Source organism: Enterococcus sp. DIV0170 (genome assembly GCF_051710765.1).
Lineage (GTDB): Bacteria > Bacillota > Bacilli > Lactobacillales > Enterococcaceae > Enterococcus_A > Enterococcus_A raffinosus.
Window position 1 is genome coordinate 2,140,910 of sequence record NZ_JBIOLG010000001.1, and the last position, 16,980, is coordinate 2,157,889.

Consider the following 16,980-nt stretch of genomic DNA (forward strand, 5'->3'; position numbering starts at 1 on the left):
TCCTCCTAGCTAATACGAAACAATGGTTGTCCATATTCAACAACATCTTCATTTTCCACCAAAATCTCAGTGATAGTTCCATCGAAATCACTTGTGATTTCATTCAACAGCTTCATCGCTTCAATGATGCAGACTGTTTCCCCTTGTTTTACAGTATCACCCACTGATTTATAGGCTTCTTGTTCTGGCGACGGCTGTAAATAAACGATCCCAACGATAGGGGAAGTGATTACCTGACCAGTCCCTTTATTTTCAGCAACAGGTGTAGACTCTGCTTCCAAGTTCGAAGCTGCTGGTGTATTCGATACTACGGGTGCAACTTCAGTAACCTGCTCAGTTTTCACTGGTGCTGCGGTTTGTCGACTCGTTTGATTTTTATTCATGTATAATTCAAAACTGCCTTCCCGTAAATCAAACTCGGTTAGGTTAGAATCATTAAATTGATTCAACAGTTCTTTGACTTCATTGATCTCCATTTTTAGTCCTCCCAGCGTTTCAAACAGATCACAGCGTTGTGACCGCCAAAACCTAGAGAATTACTTACGGCGTAATTTACCGTTGTTTCTTTTGCTTCGTTCACAACAACATTTGTCTTAACTTCTGGATCTAATTCTTGAATATTTGCGGTTGGCGGAATAAATTGGTGCTGGAGTGCCATCAATGAAGCAACTGCTTCAACACCGCCAGCTCCACCTAATAAATGTCCCGTCAATGATTTAGTGCTGCTGACATATGCATTGTCAGTTAAGGCTGTCGCAATTGCCTTACTTTCAGCCACATCATTAGGTGGGGTACTTGTCCCGTGAGCATTTACATAGTTTACTTCTTCTGGTTGAATTCCTGCTTCTTCAATTGCTGCCGTGATCGCTCTTGCGGCACCATCGCCATCAGGAGTAGGTGAAGTCATATGGTACGCATCACATGTGGCTCCATAGCCTACAACTTCGCCTAAGATAGTTGCACCACGTTTTTGAGCGTGCTCCAATGATTCTAAGACTAAAACACCAGCTCCCTCACCCATTACAAATCCATTTCGATCTTTATCGAAGGGGATTGATGCACGATTTGGATCTTCTGAGGTACTTAATGCTGTTAATGCCGCAAAACCGGCGATACCGATTTTATTGATACAGGATTCAGCTCCCCCAGCTATGATCACATCAGAATAGCCATGCTTAATATTACGGAATGCTTCACCGATTGAATGTGTTCCACTGGCACACGCAGTTACAGTACTAGTACAAATACCTTTCGCACCAATCCGTAAGGCGACATTCCCTGCTGCCATATTAGCAATTGCTAACGGAACAAACATCGGAGATACTCGTGCCGGACCCTTTGCATCCATTTTCAAGACCTGATCCTGGATCGTTCCTAAACCGCCGACACCGGAACCGATCATCACACCGAAACGTTCCATATCTTCTTCTTCAGTGTTAATCCCGCTCATTTCCATCGCTTCAAGCGCTGAATAAATGGCATACAACGAGTAGGTTTCCATTCGTTTAGTATCTTTTTTAACAAAATATTTTTCTAAAGGTAAATCTTTGACTTCACCTGCTAAAGTGACACCTGTTTCACTGGCATCAAAGCGCGTGATTGGACCGAACCCATGATTTCCTTCTTTTAAATTATTTAAAAATGTTTCTTCATTATTACCAATTGGTGAGACAACACCAAAGCCTGTAATTACGACACGATTCATTTTATTCCGTCCTTTCTTTACATGACCATTCCGCCATCAACGTTCAATACCTGACCGGTGATGTAACTGTTTTGTGCTAGAAATAGAGCCGCTTTTGCTACATCATCCACACTACCAAAACATTTTAAGGGAATTTGACCTTCCATTTGTTCTTTGACTTTATCATTCAGTTCATCTGTCATATCTGTTTTGATAAACCCTGGAGCAATCGCATTGCAGGTAATCCCTCGCGGAGCTACCTCTCTTGCTACTGCTTTAGTAAAGCCAATTACGCCTGCTTTACTTGCTGCATAATTGCTTTGACCGACATTTCCAATCAAACCAACAACACTGGAAAGATTAATAATAACTCCCGCACGTTTTTTCATCATTTTTTTCAAAACCTGCTGAGTCATATTGAAGGTACCCTTTAGATTAATGTCCATAACTGCATCGAAATCTTCCGGCTTCATCCGTAAAAGTAACTGATCTTTTGTGATGCCGGCATTGTTGACTAGAATATCAATCGAACCTAAGCACTCCTCACATTCCTTGATCATGTTACCTGCTTCTTCGAAAGAGCTGATATCTCCACAAATGCTGCTGCATTTCACCCCGAAACTTTCGATTTCCGCAATTTTATCTGCAGGGATGGCTTTGCGACCATTCAATACAATGTTCGCACCAGCTTCAGCAAATGCCTTAGCAATCCCCCAGCCGATCCCACGACTGCTGCCGGTAATGAATACTGTTTTATTCGTTAGTTCCATTCGAACCTCCTAAAAAGCTGATTGTGTCTGCCAATGTTTTTACATCTTCTACACGACTAGTCGCAAGTGACCGATCAATTTTCTTAATAAAACCAGTCAGCGTTTTTCCAGGACCAACCTCAATCAAACGTTCAATACCAAGTTCTTTTAACGTTAAAACACTGTCGCTAAAACGAACCGGTGACATCACCTGTTTTGTTAATAAGGAAATGATTTCATCCTGAGGCATGATCTCCGCAGTAGTATTTGAGATAACTGGTACTTGCATCTCGCTAAATGAGATTGTTTGTAACACTTCGTTCAACCGTTTGCTAGCTGGTTCCAATAATGCTGTGTGGAAAGGACCGCTAACATTCAATGGAATCATTCGCTTTGTTCCAGCAGCTTGCAATAATTCTTCCGCTTTTTCAACTGCAGCAGTTTCGCCGCCAATCACAATTTGTTGCGGAGTATTATAGTTTGCTGGTGAAACAATTCCGATGGCAGAGGCCTGTTTGCAGCATTCTTCAACCACTTCTGCCTCAGTATTCATGACAGCTACCATCTTGCCACTGCCAGTAGGTGCTGCTTCACTCATGAATTGCCCACGTTTATGAACCAGTCTTACTGCATCACTGAATTTTAATGCTTCAGAAGCAACCAAAGCAGTGTACTCCCCTAGGCTTAGTCCTGCTACTGCATCCGCTCGAAAACCTTTATCGATTAACACACGCAAAAAAGCGGTGCTGACTGTTAAAATTGCTGGCTGAGTATATTTCGTCTCATTTAATTGATCGTTTTCTTCGAAGCATAAGTCTTCCATTGAAAAGCCCAGTAAATCACTAGCTTCTTCAAATGTTTCTTTTACGATTTTCTCCTGCTGGTATAACTCTTTGCCCATTCCGACATATTGAGCGCCCTGCCCACTGAACAAGAATGCTGTTTTCATGATCGTCTCCTAATAGCAGGAAAGGCCAGGCCTTACGCCTAGCCTTTTCCCGAAATTTTATTAATTAAGCGTTTTGTTGTTTTTCAACGTATTCAACTAAATCTTTCACAGTTGTAATGCCATCTTCAGTTTCGATTTTCACATCAAACTCGTCTTCGATTTCGTTGATAATTTGGAATAGATCCAAGCTGTCTGCTTCAAGATCTTCTTGGATATTTGTTTCTAATTTTACTTCTTCTTTTTCTACTCCTAGTTCTTCTACGATAATGTCTTGGATTTTTTCGAATGTCATAAGTTGTTTCCTCCGATAATTTTAAGTTTTTAGTTTTATATTTTTAACAAACTTATAGCTGAATCAGCAGGTTGCCCCATGCTAGTCCACCGCCATAGCCTGTCAATACCACTTTTTGATTGCTGTTTAATGATAAAATATTAGCTTCAACAAGTTCATCCAATAAAATAGGAATACTTGCTGCCGAAGTGTTCCCATAATTCATTAGGTTCATCGGAAACTTCTCAATCGGCTCGTTCATTTTGCGAGCGATTTTTTCAATGATTCGTTTATTGGCTTGATGCAGAAGATAATAGTCAACTGTCTCCTCACCAATAAATTCTTTCAAACTTTTGGTTACGTCATTTAGGGCGAAGTTCCAGATTCCACGGCCGTCCATTGATAAACCCGTACTAGTTTCTGCCTCTTCATGGAAGATATTACTATTTTTGCGATAACCGGAAGTTAATGCATTGGCACGCTCACCATCCGCTCGCAGCATTTGCTTCATTATAGAAGGCTCTTCATTTGCCTCAAGCAAAACACCGGCGGCGCCATCTCCAAACAGAACAGCCGATGAACGATCTTGCCAATCTAGAAGCTTCGAAGTCTTCTCTCCACCGATAACGATTCCCCGCTTCATTCCACTGCGAACGAAATTTTCAGCGGTTGCTAATGCATAAACAAATCCAGCACAGGCAGCCGTTACATCAAATGCCATCGCTTGTTTTGCTCCAAGTTGTCCTTGAACCTGACAAGCCACAGAAGGTGATGTGTAGTCTGGTGACATTGTAGCGACAATAATAAAATCCAAATCCATTGGGTCTATTGCTGCCTTATCAACCAGTTTTTTCGCTACCTGAAAGCACATGTCCGAAGTATTCTCCACTTCTGCGATGTGGCGCTGCTTGATCCCAGTTCGTGATTGAATCCACTCATCTGAGGTATCCATCCATTCTGCCAAGTCATCATTCGTCACTACTTTTTCAGGTAAATAACGCGCAGTTGCAATTATTTTTCCGAAGCTCATACTCATTTGATCTCCTCTAAGTAACTATATAGATTTACTAGCGCCTTCAAGAAAACCTCTTGCTCTTCTGCATTCAAATCCTTGATGGCACTTTTGACCATTTCATGATGAAAATGCTGATGAACTCGAAAGACTAAGCGTCCTTTTTTTGTCAAACCTAGTTTAACCACACGGCGATCATCCTCACTGCGGATTCGCTCTACATAGCCCTTTTTCACTAAGCGATTGATTGATGTCGTCAAGGTCCCAACTGTTACCAATAATTCCCTGGCAACTTCTGTGGTCGTTTTCTTTTTGTACATCCCGATTGCATCAATGGTGTGCATTTCTGTAATCGTCAAATCGCTGAATTGTGATTTTTTTAGTTCGTTTTCTTCAATCGACAGAACATCGTTGAAAATTGAAACTAAATAGGTATTTAATTCTTCCCAGTTTCTTTCCATGTCCTCACCTAATTAGTTTGATTATCAAATCATTTGATGTTCAAACTATATCTTATTTTATTTCTGAATGCAACAAAATTTTTCCAATTAACCAAAAATTAATGATTAAATCGAGGAGGATTTGACTGATCTACTTTTCAATTTACTTTGATAACCAAAGGAATTTTCCATATAAAAAAAAGCGGGAATCCCGCTTTTTTTATACATTTCGATGCATTGGAATGTTGTTGTTATTTGGATGAACCAATAAATATTGGATAACATCAATATTGCTAGCTTGAAAAGATGCCGCGCAAGCCTGTAGATAGAGATCCCACATTCGATAAAAAGCTTCATCTTTTTGCGCAATGACTTTCTCTTCTACATTGTGGAAGTTTTTCGTCCAATGTTCAAGAGTTAATTGATAATCACGACGGAGACTCTCAAGGTCAATTAGCTGCAGATCATTTTCAGTAATATGACCGACTAATTCAGTTACACCTGGAATATAGCCCCCTGGAAAAATGTATTGGTTGATCCAAGCATTTTTCGCTCCGCCTTGTTGACGACTAATTCCATGAATCAATGCAGTTCCACTTGGCGCCAAATGATTTTCAACAACCTTAAAATATTCCTGAAGGTTTTCTGCCCCAACGTGTTCGAACATACCAACACTTGTAATGTGATCAAAAGTCCCTTTTAGATCCCGATAATCCATCAATTCAACAGATACCGTATCTTCAAGCTTCTCTTTTTTAATAATTTCTTGAATATGTTGATATTGCTCTTCACTCAATGTGATTCCTTTAGCCTTGACCTTATATTCTTTTGCGGCAGTCAAAATCAATGTTCCCCAACCACACCCGATATCTAAAAGTGTGTCTCCAGGTTGAATGAACAATTTGTTCAAAATGTGATGCACTTTGTTAATTTGAGCTTGCTCCAATGTATCCTCTGGTGTTTCGAAATAGGCACAAGAATAAGTTAGAGTACGATCCAACCACATCTCATAGAAATCATTTCCCAAATCATAATGGCTATGAATATCGTGAGCTGATTGTTTTTTTGTGTGTTTTTCTTTCGGCATCCATTTTTTGAAATTATTATTATGGAAAAATCCGTTGGCTTGGTTATACACATCGTAAATTAAAGCCTGTATATCACCTTCGATTTCAATTTTCTTTTCCATATACGCTTCTCCAAGTGCCAAAGAAGCGTTGTTGATTAATTCTTTTACAGGGATTTTTTCATTAAAAATAATCTTGAATACTACTTCTCCCTCAGAATTTCCATACTCTTTAGTAGAACCATCCCAAAAAGTTACTTGCGTTTTTTGTGAAAAAGATGGTTTAAATAATTGATTGTATACTTCTTTATCTAACATAATATTGCCTCCCTCATCATATCTTCCGACTAAATCTTAATTAGTTCAAAAGATTTGCCCTTGGTTGGCGAAAAAAATAGGAAATCCTCATAAAAATATCATCAAAAATTATATGAAACCCTTTTTCTAAAAAGAAAGGTACAAAAAAAACGGGTTTCCCCGTTTTATTGAATCAAATCATAAATTTCCATCGCAACGATGTCGATGTTATCAAATTGATAAGATTGTTTGCTGTCGCTTTCAGTCAGCTCAAATGTTTCTGTTGTATTATCATAAGTTACAGTACATTTTTCCACGCCCTCTTTTTCAAAACGACGCAATTGTACTTCATTATCAGTCGATTCAGTCATTGCTTCTAAGCGTTTAATAATGGCAACTAATTGTGAATGTTTCATCTAGATGCCCCCCTTCTTCTCAATTCTGTCTTATTGTATCAAATCCGACCGTATCTTGCATTGATTTTCATCAATTAATTTATGATTTTTTTACTAAATCTAACTTAAGATTGTTCCCACCACAATTTAATTAAAGCTTGTGTTCCATCATTCTCAAATCCTTGTTCCGCTAACTGTTCGTATAGCTCCGTAGCCAATTTTGTTGCAGGTAGCTGAAGCTGCATTTTTTCCGCTTCATCTAGGGCAATTTTCAGGTCTTTTATAAAGTGCTTAACGAAAAAGCCAGGAGAGTAATCTGCTTTTAAAATGCGTGGCGCGTAATTTGTCATTGACCAGTTTTGCGCTGCCCCGCCTCCTAACGTTTCTAAGACCTTTGGTACATCTAGATTCGCCGCTTTTGCATAAACAAGCATCTCAGTCATTCCAGTCATGGTTCCAGCAATCATAATTTGATTGGCCATTTTTGTGTGTTGTCCTGCACCGGCTTTGCCTTGCAACGAATAACTTTTACCCATAATTTCAAATAGTGGTAACACTTGCTCATAGGCTGTTTGATCGCCGCCAACCATAATGGTTAAAGTTCCGTTTTGCGCACCAAGATCTCCTCCTGATACTGGCGCATCCAAAGCGGCGGCACCTTTTTCCTTAGCTGTCTCATAAATTCTTTCCGCTAAAGTTGGGGTAGATGTTGTTAGATCCACAAGAATCTTATTTTTTACCTCTGTCGAATATATACTGTTTTTCCCAAAATAAATTTCTTCAACATCACTTGGATACCCAACCATAGAAAAAATAATATCGCTCGTAGCAGTTACCTCTGCTGGTGTTGACTGCCACATGGCTCCATGTTCAACTAGGTCATCTGTCTTGCTTTTCGTACGATTATATACGGACACTTCATGCCCTGCAGAAAGAAAATGCTTCACGATGGATTTTCCCATCACGCCTGTTCCGATAAAACCTATTCTCATGTTATTACCTCCTAATAAAAAAATAATCCATCTCCAGTATACATGAAGAGATGGATTTCAGCTTTATTTATCTTCACCATTTCGAAGTGAGTTAATCCGTATGCGCATTTTTTGAACGGTTCGAGCAGGAGTGCTCGTCTCTGTGTGATTTTCAGCATAATAGATCAACATTTCTTGATAGAATTTAAGAATTTCATCGCCAAAACGCTCTGCCGATATTTCAACTAACTTGTTCTTTTGAACTATTGGATCAATTGGAATCTGCTGCTGCACGTATCGAACAAAGCTCTCGCTAAAGTCTTCATTTCGTTCGAAGGTAATTCCTAAAGACTCATCATTTAGTAGTTGCGTGAGATAGTCATTCCCCTCTACGACACATTGCGTTCCTGAAGCAATCGCTTCAGCATAGGTCAGTCCTTGTGTCTCCGAAGTCGAAGCACTAACAAAATAATCTGCTGCATGATAATAGTAGGCGACTTCTTCATGAGGGACTTCTCCTGTAAATTGAACATAATCTTCAATTTCCAACTCACGAGTCATCGCTTCTAAGTCTTCTCGATAGGGTCCTTTGCCAACAATGACCAAACGAGCATTCGGGTAACTCATAAGTATCTCTGGGAATTGTTGCACGATGACATGAATGTTCTTTTCATAAGAAATTCTGCTTAATGACAAAATCATCAAATCATCAGGCTGTATTCCAAGTGTTGTTCTTAATTTCTCTGTGTCCTCTTTTGTAATATCTGAGCGAACAAAATGTTTCACGTCGATCCCTGTCGGAATGATCCGCATTGGAATATCTACTTCATAGCGCTTCAATGTATCAACTACCCGTTTGCTTGGACAAACAACTCCCGTAGAATGATTGACGAACATTTTAATAAAATGCTTTACATGCGTTGGGCGAACGACCTTTCCATTTGCAATATAATGGAGGTAGTCCTCATACATTGTATGATACGTATGAACGACAGGTATCCGTAAACGATTCGCTACCATTTTTCCTAGAAATCCTGCACCAAACTCTGTATGTGTATGAATGATTTCCAGTTCTAATTCCTTTGCCACTTGATAAGCAAACCAAATTCCCCTTACTACGATTCGACGATCCTTGAAGGATACAAAAGGAACGCTGGGCATACGTACGATATCTTTTTCAAACTCATCCGCATCTGGGTCAGTCGTTGTAAAAATATAAACTTCATGTCCTTGCTGTTCAAGTTCGTTTTTCAATGTTCTGATCGATGTTGCTACCCCGCTGACCTGGGGAAAATAAGTATCTGTAAAAAAGCCGATTCGCACGACTATTCCTCCAAACTATTTTGTGACTTTTGCATAAATTTGATGATCATAGGGTAACCCTAGGACCTCTTGATACACAGATTTTAACTCAGTACCAATTTGTGTGATACTTTTTTCCTGAGCTGTTTTAAAGCCTGCCATCGAAAGATTCGGTAACCGTCGATTCACTAACTGTCGAATTAATTCTTCAAACTCCTGATTATTGGTCCCCATATAGCAGTTTTCACGATTTGTTAACCATCCATCATAAACAGGAATATCTCTTAATAATACTTGTTGTTGACTTGCTAAGGCCTCCAATACGACAATTCCTTCTGTTTCTTCATAAGAAGGAAAAAAGAATAGATCTGCACCAGAATAAGCTCCCTCTATGAGATCTCCATTGATATAACCTGGAAAAATCACGTTTTTAGGATGTGCTTTTTTAACAAGGCGCCGGATATTCGCAGGGATCGAAAGCATAGGCACATCGCCAAACCAAATGAAGGTATAGTCTGGCATTTTTTCTGCAAGCTCGACAAAATCAAGAATCCCTTTGCGCTCAAAAAATAAACCTACACATATGATCACCTTTTGTGTTTCTGATAAATTGAAATGTTTCCGAAAAGCCGCCTCTTTATGTTCATCTGGATAATACCTTTTCAAATCAATACCGTTTGAAATCGCCGCAATCGGTTGTTTTAATCCATAACTGCGAAGTAACTTCTTTGAATAAGGCGTAGGAGTGATCAGGTGATCTGCCTGTTCATACAAAGAGACTAGCCATTTTTTTACCAAAGGAGCAAGTTGGTTTGAGCCTACAAATGAATTACGGAAATCTTCCTCCGTCGAGTGTGCATGGAAGACCACTTTTTTACCGAGTCTTTTTGCTTTTCTGACTAGTTGAAGGCTCTTCAGTCCATACGTATTAATATGTAATATATCATAATCAGTCGCACTTGGGTCAAGAGTATAATCAATCCCCATTGATGCCAATGCTCTTTTTTGATGGCTTAAGGCACGTCCAATCCCTGATTTACCAATAACATTCTGACCTTCAAAGTAAAGTAATATTTTCATATGCAGCCTCCTTAAAAACAAATCAATTATATCACAAGCACTTGATTTTTATCTCAACCTATAGTCTGATTTTACTCCTTCTTCATCATTTCAGCTTTTTTCCATTTTATATTTTATAACAAGAAAAAAGACCGCTGTCCGAAAAGACAACGGTCTTAAAATAAAAATCTATTTTACGTATTCTTTTACTAGTTCTTCGACTTCTTCCATTGTGTCGCACTCTTTCAACGCTTTTTCAGCCAATTCAGCCATGTCAGTCGTTGTTAGACGCTTCATCAAGCTACGAGTTCTAAGGATTGATGTCGCACTCATAGAGAACTCATCTAAGCCCATACCCATTAACAATGGAACAGCTGTTTGATCGCCAGCCATTTCGCCACACATACCAGCCCATTTGCCTTCAGCATGTGCTGCATCAATGACGTTTTTAATCAAACGTAAGATTGATGGGTTGTATGGTTGATACAAGTATGAAACACGTTCGTTCATACGGTCAGCAGCCATTGTGTATTGAATCAAGTCGTTTGTTCCGATACTAAAGAAGTCAACTTCTTTTGCAAACTTGTCAGCTAAAACAGCTGCGGCAGGGATCTCGATCATGATACCGACTTGAATCGTATCAGAAACCTTCACGCCTTCGTTAACAAGCTTTTCTTTTTCTTCGTTGAACATTTTCTTCGCTGCACGGAACTCTTTTAATGTTGCAACCATTGGGAACATGATGCGTAAATTGCCATGAACTGAAGCGCGTAACAATGCACGTAACTGTGTACGGAACATATCGTCGCCTAATTCAGATAAACTGATACGCAATGCACGATAACCCAAGAATGGATTCATTTCGTGAGGTAATGTTAAGTATGGTAACTCCTTGTCTCCACCGATGTCCATTGTACGAACAACAACTGGTTTGTCACCCATGCCTTCTAAAACGGCTTTATAAGCTTCAAACTGATCGTCTTCCGTAGGGAAATCTGAAGAGTCCATATATAGGAATTCCGTACGGTATAAACCAATTGCCTCAGCGCCATTGTTATGAACGCCTTCAAGATCTTTTGGTGTACCGATGTTCGCTGCTAATTCAAAATGCTTGCCATCAGCAGTAACTGTTTCAGCATCTTTTAATTTTTCCCATTCAGCCTTTTGCGTTGCATAAGCTTCGCCAGCTTTTTTGTATTCAGCTGCTTGTTCGTCTGTTGGGTTCACAATTGTTTCACCAGTAATTCCGTTAACTGCAAGAACATCGCCTTCTTTAGCTTTAGAAGTGATTTCCTTCGTACCAACGATTGCTGGGATTTCCAATGAACGAGCCATGATTGCTGAGTGAGACGTACGTCCGCCGATATCAGTAACAAAGGCTTTTACGAAGTTCTTGTCTAATTGCGCAGTATCACTTGGTGTTAAGTCATGTGCTACAACAATTACTTCTTCATCAATCATTGATGGATCTGGTAGAGATACACCTAATAAATGTGCCATTACACGTTTTGTAACGTCACGAATATCTGCTGCACGTTCTTGCATATAAGCGTTATCATCCATCGCTTCGAACATGCCAATATACATATCAGTAACTTCTTTAAGTGAGCTTTCAGCATTCACTTTATTATCTTGAATGTGTTGTTTGATTTGACCAATCATTTCTGGATCTGAAAGAACCATTAAATGAGCATCAAAAACTTGTGCTTCTTCTTCACCTAAGCTTTTCGCTGCTTTATCCCGAATTTTTTCTAGTTCAGCAGAAGAAGCCGCCAAAGCGTCATCAAGACGCTTTTCTTCGGCAGCAGTATCTTCTACATTATTTTGCTTGAAAGATAAATCCGGTTGTACTAGCAGATAAGCTTTCGCAACGGCTACACCGTCACTTGCGGCAATACCTTTTAGTAATTCAACCATTATTCAGATAATCCTTCCTTTTTCATTGTTTCAACAATTGCTTCCATTGCTTCTTTTTCGTCAGCACCTTCAGCAGAGATAACAACGTCAGAACCTTGGCCAACACCTAGAGACATAACTCCCATGATTGATTTAAGGTTAACTGATTTTCCTTTATACTCTAAGTTAATATCAGAGTTAAATTTGCTTGCAGCTTGCACCAATAAAGTTGCGGGACGTGCATGAATCCCTGTTTCTGCTACTACGTGAAAATCTTTTTTTTCCATATTGACCGTTCTCCTTTATAAAAAAAATGTTTTTTTATGTTAGGGCTTTAATGATAACATCCATCATTTTGAGCCCTTCATTTTCTTAGATTACCATTTTTTTGCGGTGGATACAACAATTTTAGTCGATTTATTCATACGAAATGTATGCCCTTTCTTAAAATATCTGACTAGACCGTTTAACTTCCTTATCCCGCTTGCTTTCATTTTTTTTACATAACAATACTGCATAGTAAAAAATTCAGATTTTGTTCTTTTTAGCACTCGACTACTTCGATTGCTAAAAAACGAAACAAAGTGTTTGCTTTTATCTGAAATCTCGTTATAATTGTTTTTAAGGTCAGTGAAAGTCAAACAACTGACCAGCGTATCTTTTTACGAGACTCGCTTACTCGATGTACAATGGAAGAAACAATCAACTATTGAAAGGGTGAAAAAAATGCTTTGCCAAAATTGTCATGAAAATGAAGCAACGATTCATTTATATGCAAATGTCAATGGTCAACGAAAGCAATTAGATTATTGCCAAAGTTGCTATCAAAAATTGAAGAATCAAGCTGGAGGTGCGCCCCAAATGGCAGGAAATGATCCTTTTGGTTTTGGAAGTTTAGATGATTTGTTCCGCTCAATGTCTCAACAAATGCAACAAAGACAAGGTGCTGCAGATCAAACACCACCAACACAATTCGGTGGCGGAAATGGAATTAACAATCAACCCCCTCGCGGAAATGGCGGCGGTGGCTTATTAGATGAATATGGAATTAACATTACTGGTCAAGCGCGTGAAGGAAATATTGATCCAGTCGTTGGACGAGACGATGAAATTCAACGTGTGATCGAAATTTTGAATCGCCGGACAAAGAATAACCCTGTTCTAATTGGTGAACCTGGTGTAGGTAAAACAGCCGTAGTTGAAGGCTTAGCGCAAAAGATCGTAGATGGCGATGTTCCACAAAAATTAATGGATAAAGAAGTTATCCGCTTAGATGTCGCTTCTCTTGTTCAAGGCACTGGTATTCGCGGTCAATTTGAAGAAAGAATGCAAAAGCTGATTGAAGAAATCCGACAAGCTGAAAATATTATTCTCTTCATTGATGAAGTTCACGAAATCGTTGGTGCAGGTGCTGCTGGAGACGGCAACATGGATGCTGGAAATATTTTAAAACCAGCATTAGCTCGTGGTGAGCTGCAAATGGTCGGTGCGACAACCTTGAATGAGTATCGCATTATTGAAAAAGACGCAGCTTTAGAACGTCGGATGCAGCCTGTTCGTGTCGAAGAACCTTCTGTTCAAGAAACGATCGAGATTTTAAAGGGATTGCAACCTCGTTATGAAGATTACCATCATGTAAAATATACAGATGAAGCGATCAAGGCTGCTGCTGAGCTTTCAAATCGTTATATCCAAGACCGTTTCTTACCTGACAAAGCAATTGATTTGTTAGATGAAACAGGTTCAAAGAAAAACTTAACAATTCAGATCGTGGATCCAAAAACGATTGATAAAAAATTAGCAGAGGCTGAGCAACAAAAATCTCAGGCTTCACAAGAAGAAGACTTTGAGAAAGCAGCCTACTACCGTGATCAAATTAATAAGCTGCAAAAAATGAAAGAACGTCAGTTAACAGATGAAGAAACACCTGTCATCTCTGAAAAAGATATGGAAAAAATCGTTGAAAAACGGACAGGTATCCCTGTTGGCGAATTAAAGGAAAAAGAACAAACACAATTGAAAAACTTAGCTGTTGATTTGAAACAGCATGTAATTGGTCAAGATGAAGCAGTTGATAAAGTAGCCAAAGCCATCCGCCGTAACCGTGTTGGCTTGAACAAGAAGAACCGTCCAATCGGCTCCTTCCTGTTTGTTGGACCAACTGGAGTCGGTAAAACAGAATTGGCACGTCAATTAGCAGAAGAATTATTCGGTTCAAGTGATTCAATGATTCGCTTTGATATGAGTGAATACATGGAAAAACATAGTGTTTCTAAATTGATCGGTTCTCCTCCAGGTTATGTTGGTTATGAAGAAGCTGGACAATTGACTGAACAAGTCCGCCGTCATCCTTATAGCTTGATTTTATTGGATGAAATTGAAAAGGCACACCCAGATGTGCTTCATATGTTCCTACAAATTCTTGACGATGGCCGCTTGACGGATTCTCAAGGTCGGACAGTCAGCTTCAAAGATACAATTATCATTATGACTAGTAACGCTGGAACTGGCAAGATTGAAGCAAATGTCGGTTTTGGTGCAGCTAGAGAAGGCGTTACTCGCTCTGTCTTAGGTCAGTTAAAAGATTTCTTTGCGCCTGAATTCTTGAACCGTTTTGACGGAATTGTTGAATTCAGTCCATTATCAAAAGAAAACTTGATGAAGATTGTTTCATTGATGTTGGAAGATGTGAACGAAATGTTAGCTTCACAAAAGCTTCACATCGATGTTCCTGATAATGTGAAAGAAAAATTGGTTGATTTGGGATACGATCCTGCCATGGGCGCTCGACCTCTTCGCCGAACGATTCAGGAAAATATTGAAGACGGCATCGCTGAATTCTATTTAGATCATCCAACGATTACTGATCTTAAGGCTAAACTTGATAAAGAAGACCATATTGTTATCACGTCAAAGCCTGAACGTCTAGCAAAAGAAGACAAAAACTAATGACTTTAGGATTCTCGTATAAAACGAGAATCCTTTTTTTATCAAATTGTACAAATTTTCTAATTAATATGAGCATCCTCCTTCTTTTTTCTTAATCTTTCTTATATAATTACATTATGAAGTAAGGTTAAGGAAGAAGGTGTTTCGGGATGAAACTTATTAATGTGACAAATAGTCATTCTCAATTGGTTTATAATCAGCTGGAGAACACTGATGCAAATATGATTAAAGTTTATACGATCGGCAACACGACGGTCATCTACACGGATGCCTATAAACATGCGGAGATTGTTTTAAAAAACGACAATCGAAACATCCTGCCATCGGAAGTTGATTTTGTACATAAGTATTTCAAACGAAAATTAGACGAAGGTATTTACGACTTTTCCAATATTTCTTATTTGGAATCTCCCGGTCTGATTGAAATGTCGATAACAAAAAAATAGCTGAAGCTTAAAGGCTTCAGCTATTTTTTTGGCTCTATAATATCTAGTGTTGGTGACACCTTCTGTTGCCAACACTTTTTCTTTTTTTTAATAAACGCAAACAGACACCTTGAAATCCTTTAGAATAAAGTCGACGAAAACCATTCAAAGGAGTGTTTCAAGATGTCCTATTCAGAGTTTACCAAAGAGTTACTAGATATTCTAGACCTAAATCTTACCTTTCATGAGAATGCCTTTCGCAAAGAGCGAATCAATGACGAGACCTGTTTTGTTTTTGATGGCACATTAACCTATCGACCAGAAGAATGCTTTCATTGCCGCTATGAAAATGATCAAACGATCATTAAATGGGGCTGGAAGAAAGTCTCTATCTTATTAAATGACGTCAGTAACTACAAGACGATTCTGCGGATAAACAAGCAACGCTTTAAGTGTAAACACTGTGGAAAAACTTTTTTAGCCGAAGATTCGGTTAGTGATCGTCACTGCTCCATTGCCCGCAGAGTCAAACAAGCCGTTCTCGAACTATTAAGTGAGCCTCTTTCTATGTCCTTGATCGCACGCATGAAACACGTTTCTCCAACAACGGTTATTCGGATTCTTCGCAGCCTTCGGCCCAAAACCATTTCTTTGAACCAGCCACTACCAGAAGTGTTGTGTTTTGATGAATTCAAATCAGTGAAAAATGTCTCGGGTGCTATGAGCTTTGTCATGATGGATGGCAAAACCCATCAACTGATCGACATTGTGGAAAATCGTCAACTCGATCCTTTACGCGACTATTTCTTGCGTTATCCCAGAAAGGTACGGGAACAAGTACGTCTAGTGGTTTCAGATTTCTATACACCCTATCGTACATTGGTGAAAGATTGTTTTCCGAATGCCCGAATCGTCGCCGATCGCTTTCATATCAGCCAACACATTGGTCGAGCCTTTACCAACCACCGAATTCAAGTGATGAAGTCCTTTAGAAAAGGCGACAGTCGATCAAAACATTTAAAGAAATACTGGAAACTGCTTCAGAAGAATGCGTGGGAATTGAAGGGGAGACACCGCTACTGGCGCCCTTCTTTTCGGGCACATCTAACGGAAGCAGAAATCGTCGATCGCCTGTTGTCTTACGATGACTCCTTAAAGCAAGGCTACGAAGTCTATCAGCACTTTCTGTCCGCTATCAGAAGACGAGATGTTCCTGATTTCACGAAGCTTTTAAAGGAAAATTACAAAGAGTTACCAGAACACTACCAACCAGTGATTACGACCTTCAAAAAGTACCAAACAGAAATCAAACGCGCGTTGCGGGTTCCCTATTCCAACGGGCCACTGGAATGTTTGAACAACCATATCAAAGTACTAAAACGAATGGCCTATGGCTTTAGAAACTTCCAAAACTACCGAGAACGAATCTTTTTGTATCGCGGAAAGTATTTCAAGAAAACCACCCAAATGAACAAGACCAGAACGACAACACGGCTAGACAAAAGAGCTGCCTAG

General features: G+C 39.3%; 17 protein-coding genes. 3 read left to right on the forward strand and 14 right to left on the reverse strand.

The annotated features are described in order from the left end of the window. Positions 1–5: 5 nt before the first annotated feature. From accB to IGI50_RS10470, 14 genes are all read right to left on the reverse strand, one after another. Complete coding sequence (accB, locus tag IGI50_RS10405; protein ID WP_438776898.1) at positions 6–476, reverse strand: acetyl-CoA carboxylase biotin carboxyl carrier protein; 471 nt, start codon at positions 474–476, stop codon at positions 6–8. A gap of 2 nt (positions 477–478) precedes the next feature. Then, a complete protein-coding gene (fabF, locus tag IGI50_RS10410; protein ID WP_010746008.1) occupies positions 479–1,705 on the reverse strand; it encodes a beta-ketoacyl-ACP synthase II in 1,227 nt (408 codons plus the stop codon). 17 nt (positions 1,706–1,722) lie between these two features. Then, positions 1,723–2,454: a 3-oxoacyl-[acyl-carrier-protein] reductase gene (fabG, locus tag IGI50_RS10415; RefSeq protein WP_010746007.1), complete on the reverse strand. Its 732-nt coding sequence runs from the start codon at positions 2,452–2,454 to the stop codon at positions 1,723–1,725. Beyond that, the gene (gene fabD, locus IGI50_RS10420; RefSeq protein WP_218256020.1) at positions 2,438–3,382 is read right to left on the reverse strand and encodes an ACP S-malonyltransferase; all 945 of its coding nucleotides are present in this window, start codon (positions 3,380–3,382) and stop codon (positions 2,438–2,440) included. The genes fabG and fabD overlap by 17 nt, the downstream gene beginning before the upstream one ends. A gap of 64 nt (positions 3,383–3,446) precedes the next feature. Further along, positions 3,447–3,674: an acyl carrier protein gene (locus tag IGI50_RS10425; RefSeq protein WP_010746005.1), complete on the reverse strand. Its 228-nt coding sequence runs from the start codon at positions 3,672–3,674 to the stop codon at positions 3,447–3,449. Positions 3,675–3,726: 52 nt separating this feature from the next. Beyond that, positions 3,727–4,689, reverse strand: a complete 963-nt coding sequence (locus tag IGI50_RS10430; protein ID WP_438776899.1) for a beta-ketoacyl-ACP synthase III — start codon at positions 4,687–4,689, stop codon at positions 3,727–3,729. Then, a complete protein-coding gene (fabT, locus tag IGI50_RS10435; RefSeq protein ID WP_010746003.1) occupies positions 4,686–5,126 on the reverse strand; it encodes a fatty acid biosynthesis transcriptional regulator FabT in 441 nt (146 codons plus the stop codon). The genes IGI50_RS10430 and fabT overlap by 4 nt, the downstream gene beginning before the upstream one ends. A gap of 199 nt (positions 5,127–5,325) precedes the next feature. Further along, on the reverse strand, positions 5,326–6,489 hold the full coding sequence (locus IGI50_RS10440; protein ID WP_438776900.1) for a class I SAM-dependent methyltransferase: 1,164 nt from the start codon (positions 6,487–6,489) through the stop codon (positions 5,326–5,328). Positions 6,490–6,653: 164 nt separating this feature from the next. Beyond that, positions 6,654–6,884 (reverse strand): YkuJ family protein, encoded by a 231-nt coding sequence (locus IGI50_RS10445; RefSeq protein WP_010740403.1) that lies wholly within the window; start codon positions 6,882–6,884, stop codon positions 6,654–6,656. Positions 6,885–6,988: 104 nt separating this feature from the next. Next, positions 6,989–7,855, reverse strand: a complete 867-nt coding sequence (locus IGI50_RS10450) for an NAD(P)-dependent oxidoreductase (RefSeq protein WP_438776901.1) — start codon at positions 7,853–7,855, stop codon at positions 6,989–6,991. A 63-nt stretch (positions 7,856–7,918) separates the two neighbouring features. Beyond that, positions 7,919–9,157: a glycosyltransferase family 4 protein gene (locus tag IGI50_RS10455; RefSeq protein ID WP_438776902.1), complete on the reverse strand. Its 1,239-nt coding sequence runs from the start codon at positions 9,155–9,157 to the stop codon at positions 7,919–7,921. Between the two features lie 15 nt (positions 9,158–9,172). Further along, positions 9,173–10,216, reverse strand: coding sequence for a glycosyltransferase (locus IGI50_RS10460; protein ID WP_438776903.1), 1,044 nt, complete (start codon positions 10,214–10,216; stop codon positions 9,173–9,175). A 168-nt stretch (positions 10,217–10,384) separates the two neighbouring features. Beyond that, positions 10,385–12,112: a phosphoenolpyruvate--protein phosphotransferase gene (gene ptsP / locus IGI50_RS10465; protein ID WP_010745998.1), complete on the reverse strand. Its 1,728-nt coding sequence runs from the start codon at positions 12,110–12,112 to the stop codon at positions 10,385–10,387. After that, complete coding sequence (locus tag IGI50_RS10470; protein WP_010745997.1) at positions 12,112–12,378, reverse strand: phosphocarrier protein HPr; 267 nt, start codon at positions 12,376–12,378, stop codon at positions 12,112–12,114. Before IGI50_RS10470 ends, ptsP begins: the two co-directional genes overlap by 1 nt. A gap of 439 nt (positions 12,379–12,817) precedes the next feature. Here IGI50_RS10470 and IGI50_RS10475 point away from each other — a divergent pair, with 439 nt between their 5' ends. The 3 genes from IGI50_RS10475 (at position 12,818) to IGI50_RS10485 (ending at position 16,980) form a co-directional block, all read left to right on the forward strand. Further along, positions 12,818–15,040: an ATP-dependent Clp protease ATP-binding subunit gene (locus IGI50_RS10475; RefSeq protein WP_010745996.1), complete on the forward strand. Its 2,223-nt coding sequence runs from the start codon at positions 12,818–12,820 to the stop codon at positions 15,038–15,040. 149 nt (positions 15,041–15,189) lie between these two features. Next, on the forward strand, positions 15,190–15,486 hold the full coding sequence (locus IGI50_RS10480; RefSeq protein ID WP_010745994.1) for a DUF1827 family protein: 297 nt from the start codon (positions 15,190–15,192) through the stop codon (positions 15,484–15,486). A gap of 162 nt (positions 15,487–15,648) precedes the next feature. After that, positions 15,649–16,980, forward strand: a complete 1,332-nt coding sequence (locus IGI50_RS10485; protein ID WP_438776904.1) for an ISL3 family transposase — start codon at positions 15,649–15,651, stop codon at positions 16,978–16,980.

Bases quoted from the DNA above. Each gene is read 5' to 3' on its own strand.
- ptsP (WP_010745998.1), bottom strand. From the start codon at position 12,112: ATGGTTGAATTACTAAAAGGTATTGCCGCAAGTGACGGTGTAGCCGTT.
- IGI50_RS10450 (WP_438776901.1), bottom strand. From the start codon at position 7,855: ATGAGAATAGGTTTTATCGGAACAGGCGTGATGGGAAAATCCATCGTG.
- fabG (WP_010746007.1), bottom strand. From the start codon at position 2,454: ATGGAACTAACGAATAAAACAGTATTCATTACCGGCAGCAGTCGTGGG.
- IGI50_RS10475 (WP_010745996.1), top strand. From the start codon at position 12,818: ATGCTTTGCCAAAATTGTCATGAAAATGAAGCAACGATTCATTTATAT.
- accB (WP_438776898.1), bottom strand. From the start codon at position 476: ATGGAGATCAATGAAGTCAAAGAACTGTTGAATCAATTTAATGATTCT.
- fabT (WP_010746003.1), bottom strand. From the start codon at position 5,126: ATGGAAAGAAACTGGGAAGAATTAAATACCTATTTAGTTTCAATTTTC.
- fabD (WP_218256020.1), bottom strand. From the start codon at position 3,382: ATGAAAACAGCATTCTTGTTCAGTGGGCAGGGCGCTCAATATGTCGGA.
- IGI50_RS10485 (WP_438776904.1), top strand. From the start codon at position 15,649: ATGTCCTATTCAGAGTTTACCAAAGAGTTACTAGATATTCTAGACCTA.
- IGI50_RS10430 (WP_438776899.1), bottom strand. From the start codon at position 4,689: ATGAGTATGAGCTTCGGAAAAATAATTGCAACTGCGCGTTATTTACCT.
- IGI50_RS10440 (WP_438776900.1), bottom strand. From the start codon at position 6,489: ATGTTAGATAAAGAAGTATACAATCAATTATTTAAACCATCTTTTTCA.
- IGI50_RS10470 (WP_010745997.1), bottom strand. From the start codon at position 12,378: ATGGAAAAAAAAGATTTTCACGTAGTAGCAGAAACAGGGATTCATGCA.
- IGI50_RS10460 (WP_438776903.1), bottom strand. From the start codon at position 10,216: ATGAAAATATTACTTTACTTTGAAGGTCAGAATGTTATTGGTAAATCA.
- IGI50_RS10480 (WP_010745994.1), top strand. From the start codon at position 15,190: ATGAAACTTATTAATGTGACAAATAGTCATTCTCAATTGGTTTATAAT.
- IGI50_RS10425 (WP_010746005.1), bottom strand. From the start codon at position 3,674: ATGACATTCGAAAAAATCCAAGACATTATCGTAGAAGAACTAGGAGTA.
- IGI50_RS10445 (WP_010740403.1), bottom strand. From the start codon at position 6,884: ATGAAACATTCACAATTAGTTGCCATTATTAAACGCTTAGAAGCAATG.
- fabF (WP_010746008.1), bottom strand. From the start codon at position 1,705: ATGAATCGTGTCGTAATTACAGGCTTTGGTGTTGTCTCACCAATTGGT.